The following is a 4,335-nucleotide window of genomic DNA, read 5'->3' on the forward strand; positions in this document are numbered from 1 at the left end:
ATGATCACGATCCGCCGAAATGCGTGATCACGTTCGCCGGAATACGCACTGAAGACGCCGCAGTTCTACCTGATCTGGCTCGTGCTGTTCCTGAACGTGACGGCAGGGATCGGCATCATCGGGCAGGCGTCGGTGATGATTCAGGAAAGCTTCAAGGGCGCCGTGAGCGCGGCGGCCGCCGCCGGCTTCGTCGGGCTGCTGTCGCTGTTCAACATGGGCGGGCGCTTCGTGTGGGCGTCGGCGTCCGATTGGGTCGGCCGCAAGAACACGTACTTCATCTTCTTCGCGTTCGGTGCGGTGCTGTATTTCTGCGCGCCGCTGTTCGCGTCGTCCGGTCAGATCGCGCTGTTCGTGCTCGCGTTCTGTCTGACCCTGTCGATGTACGGCGGCGGTTTTTCGACCGTGCCCGCGTATCTCGCCGACATGTTCGGCACGGCGTACGTCGGCGGCATTCACGGCCGGCTGCTGACCGCGTGGGCCGCGGCCGGCATCGCGGGGCCCGTGCTCGTCAACTACATCCGCGCATATGAAGTCGCGCACGGCGTCGTGAAGGCCGACGCATACACCATGACCGTGCACATCATGGCATCGCTGCTCGTGATCGGCTTCATCTGCAACCTGTTCGTCACGCGCGTGAACGAACGCCATCACATGATCGACGCGCAGCTCGACGCCGGCAAATAAAACGAGGAGACACGAAACATGAACGAGACCGTTGCTGCCGTTCGGCCGACCAACAAGGCGTTGCTCGCGGTGTTCTGGTTATATGTGCTGATTCCGCTTGCGTGGGGTGTCGTGAATACGCTCGCGACGGCGATGAAGCTGTTCGAGTAAAGACAGGAATCGCACGCGTGCCGGCTGCGGCACGCGTGCTGGGTCTAATTTCACAATCTGGCTTCGACCGGGTAAAGAAGCCAGAGTTTGGCGCGGGTGGCGCCGAAAAGGAATTCCAGTGACCGCTCGAGTTTTGGGTCACAGCGTTTACGAACGTCCCGACCTTACCGCATCACTGCCCCGATGCCGATGCCGCGCTCGCTGCCTTGGCCTTTTTCGCTGCTTGATGATGGCCGATCGCGCAGCCTGCCGCCGCGCCCACCGCACCGTGGTGACCTGCGACATGGCCCGCGACGCCGCCGACTGCCGCGCCTTTCAAACATCCGGCTGCCGGTGCAGAAAAGGATGCGGTCATCAGAACGACGCTCGTTGCTGCAATCGAAAGGATCTTCATCGTCAATACGCCTTACAAGGAAGTTTCATGCGCGAGCCTGTGCCGCGCAGGTGTTTAGCGAGAATCACACACGCCAGCACGAACGGGGGACGCATTCCGCATGCCCGTTCTCCGATGCTGCAGCGCAGCCTGCTGAGCGCGCCGGTCAACGCGACCCTCCATCGCATCAGATCGCGGACGCTCGCCTCGTCGACGGATGTCCGGTCTGATCTCATGCCGGAAATGGCCGAGAAGCGTGCGATACGGTTCGCGCATCTTGGAGCGGATCCGCTTACGTCATCGGCCTCGGCCAGCTCGACGGTGATGAGGCCGTTTGCGTCGCGCAAACATCGGCTGCAATGGGAGGCGTGCATGCGCGCGCTCAGCGTCAATGAACAGGGTTGTCATTCATCCGACGGCACGACGAAGCCGCGCGACCGCTATGCGTCAGCGAGCGTCGCATGCATGCGAAGGTAGTCGTTCCGGTAGTGCTTCGCGAGTGCCGCCTTTTCAGACGCCCGCAGAATCTTCCCGAATTCTGAAAGAAGATCTTTTCCTCTTGTTTCAGATGATCGTGCAATTTCGTCCATCCGGTGATGATCCGCGAGCGCATCGCGGGAAGGGAGGCCGCGATCGTCCATCAGCATCGGCACATACAGGAAGCGCTTCTCGGCCGCTTTGGGCACCGAGCTCGATGCGCAACTGTTCGAACAGCGCGCTGCGCGCTGCACCGGGCTGAGATCGCAACAAGCGGCGCATTAGCGGGCGCCGGATTTCATGACTTTCGCGTAGTGCGTCGAATATCGGTTCCGCCATACGGGACCCTTTATCTCGTTCACACGCCGAGGCTCCCGAAGAAGCCTCGGCGTCGCCCTCACGCCAGCAGCCGAAGCTTCGGTTCGCGCTCCCATTGACGCGTCGCGGCAGCTTCGAGAAAGGCTCGCGTGTCGCTTGCCGCCACCACGCCCGCGTCCTCGACTATGCCGCCGGCGTTCAGAAGCGCCTGTCCGCCTTCATCGCTGGCGATCGCCTTGAGGTGGCCGTATGCGTCGCGCACCCAGTCGACGGCTGCCGCCTCTTTTGCCAGTTGCTTGGCTGCAGCGGCGGACAGTAGTACCGCCACGGCGTCGAACACCACCGACGGCGTGCCGGCGAGTTGTCCGTCCGCGGCGATTCGACGACCGTCGCTGAGCTTGGCGCCGCCCACCTTGGGGGCGACGATCTTGACCGCCGCGCCAGCCGCCTCGACCGCCTTGCGCAGCGCGCCCAGCGTCGCGGCGTCGCTTCCGTCGTCGACCAGTATGCCGACGCAGCGGCCCTGCAGGGTGGGCTTCATCTTGCCGATCAGTTGCAGCGCGGGCGACGGCGGCATATCGATCGGCTCCACGGCGGCGGGCGGTGCAGGCGGCAGTGCGTCCAATCCCAGCCCGGCGGCGACCCGTTTCGCGAGGCTCTCGTCGATATGCCGAAGGTGACCCACCACGGCCGTGCGTACGTGCTCGGTCTCGACCTTCGACAGTTCGAACACCAGCGCCGAAGCGAGATGCGCCTGCTCCGGCGCAGTCTGGCTGCGGTAGAACAACCGGGCCTGGCTATAGTGGTCGGCGAAGCTTTCCGCGCGCACGCGGCCCTTGGCACCATCGTCCGCCTGCTGCGGGAAACTGCGAAAGCCGTTCGGCGTTTCGCGCGGACTGTCGGGCATCAGCGAACTCGGCTCGTAGTTCACGCGGCCCTTGGGCACGTGGACCTGCATGTGACCGTCCCGCTGCAGGTTCGCGAACGGGCACTTCGGCGCGTTGATCGGGATCTGATGGAAGTTCGGCGAGCCAAGCCGCGACAGCTGCGTGTCGAGGTAGGAAAAGAGCCGCCCCTGTAGCAGCGGATCGTTGCTGAAGTCGATGCCGGGCACGATGTTGGCCGGGCAGAACGCGACCTGTTCGGTCTCGGCGAAGAAGTTGTCCGGCCAGCGGTCCAGCACCATGCGCCCGATGACGGTGAGCGGCACCAGTTCTTCCGGAATCAGCTTGGTCGGATCGAGATGGTCGAACGGGAATTGGGCGGCGTCTTCCTCGGTGAACAACTGCACCGCGAGCTCCCATTCCGGATAATCGCCGCGCTGGATCGCCTCGAACAAGTCGCGCCGATGGAAATCCGGATCGGCGCCGGCGATTTTCACGGCCTCGTCCCACACGGTCGATTGCAGTCCGAGCTTCGGACGCCAATGGAACTTCACGAACGTCGACTCGCCCTTGGCGTTGATCAGCCGGAAGCTGTGGATGCCGAATCCTTCGATCATGCGAAGCGAGCGCGGGATCGCGCGATCCGACATCGCCCACATGATCATGTGCATCGACTCGGGCGTCAGCGAGATGAAGTCCCAGAACGTATCGTGCGCGCTCGCTGCCTGCGGAAAGCCTCGGTCCGGTTCCATTTTGACCGCGTGAACGAGGTCGGGGAACTTCATCGCGTCCTGGATGAAGAACACGGGAATGTTGTTCCCGACGAGATCGAAGTTGCCTTCCGTCGTATAAAACTTGACCGCGAAACCGCGTACGTCGCGAGGCGTATCGATCGAGCCCGCACCGCCTGCGACGGTGGAGAAGCGCGTGAATACCGGCGTCTTCCGGTCGGTTTCGGTAAATAGCTTGGCGGTGGTGTAGCGGCTTAGCGAGCGGGTCAGCTCGAAATAGCCGTGGGCCGCCGAGCCGCGCGCATGCACGATGCGCTCGGGAATCCGCTCGTGGTCGAAATGCGTGATCTTTTCGCGGAGGATGAAGTCCTCGAGCAATGTCGGACCGCGCGGCGTGGCGCGCAGGGAGTTCTGATTATCCGAGACCGGAACGCCCTGATTGGAAGTCAGAGGGGGATGTTTGCCGCCGGCCGTCTGATGCAATTCGTCTCCCGTTCCGAAGTGGCTATCGCTGTTCTCGTTGTTCTTATTGGAACGTGTATCGGATCGACTCTTGGCTATCTTTGCCATGCGCAGCTCTCCTTGAATCGGGTCGTTGAAATAACCCATATTTAGATGAAAGCTGATTGAATATACATGCCCTGGCTTCTGTGAAACACCTGCAAATGCACTAGGGAAACGCTGATCAATGGACCAACTTCCGAAGTTGCAGGCGAGA

The 4,335-nt window shown here is 62.4% G+C and carries 5 protein-coding genes and 1 pseudogene; 2 read left to right on the forward strand and 4 right to left on the reverse strand.

Annotation, left to right across the window (positions count from 1 at the left end; all coding sequences use genetic code 11):
• Positions 1-39: 39 nt before the first annotated feature.
• Together ACSHSS_RS29695 and ACSHSS_RS29700 are read left to right on the forward strand one after the other, a co-directional pair.
• Positions 40-684: pseudogene (locus ACSHSS_RS29695) on the forward strand (MFS transporter); the annotation flags it as partial.
• An 18-nt stretch (positions 685-702) separates the two neighbouring features.
• Positions 703-834, forward strand: coding sequence for an MFS transporter small subunit (locus ACSHSS_RS29700; RefSeq protein ID WP_217262967.1), 132 nt, complete (start codon positions 703-705; stop codon positions 832-834).
• Between the two features lie 172 nt (positions 835-1,006).
• On the opposite strand, the gene ACSHSS_RS29705 is transcribed toward ACSHSS_RS29700, so the two are convergent.
• The 4 genes from ACSHSS_RS29705 to ACSHSS_RS29720 all read right to left on the reverse strand — a co-directional run bounded on the left by ACSHSS_RS29705 (position 1,007) and on the right by ACSHSS_RS29720 (position 4,187).
• Complete coding sequence (locus ACSHSS_RS29705) at positions 1,007-1,228, reverse strand: hypothetical protein (protein WP_445545928.1); 222 nt, start codon at positions 1,226-1,228, stop codon at positions 1,007-1,009.
• A gap of 54 nt (positions 1,229-1,282) precedes the next feature.
• Positions 1,283-1,483: a putative zinc-binding metallopeptidase gene (locus ACSHSS_RS29710; RefSeq protein WP_254212500.1), complete on the reverse strand. Its 201-nt coding sequence runs from the start codon at positions 1,481-1,483 to the stop codon at positions 1,283-1,285.
• A gap of 164 nt (positions 1,484-1,647) precedes the next feature.
• A complete protein-coding gene (locus ACSHSS_RS29715; RefSeq protein ID WP_445545929.1) occupies positions 1,648-1,893 on the reverse strand; it encodes a hypothetical protein in 246 nt (81 codons plus the stop codon).
• 188 nt (positions 1,894-2,081) lie between these two features.
• Complete coding sequence (locus ACSHSS_RS29720; protein WP_445545930.1) at positions 2,082-4,187, reverse strand: catalase; 2,106 nt, start codon at positions 4,185-4,187, stop codon at positions 2,082-2,084.
• Between the last annotated feature and the right edge of the window lie 148 nt (positions 4,188-4,335).

It is taken from the genome of Burkholderia sp. BC1 (genome assembly GCF_052683555.1).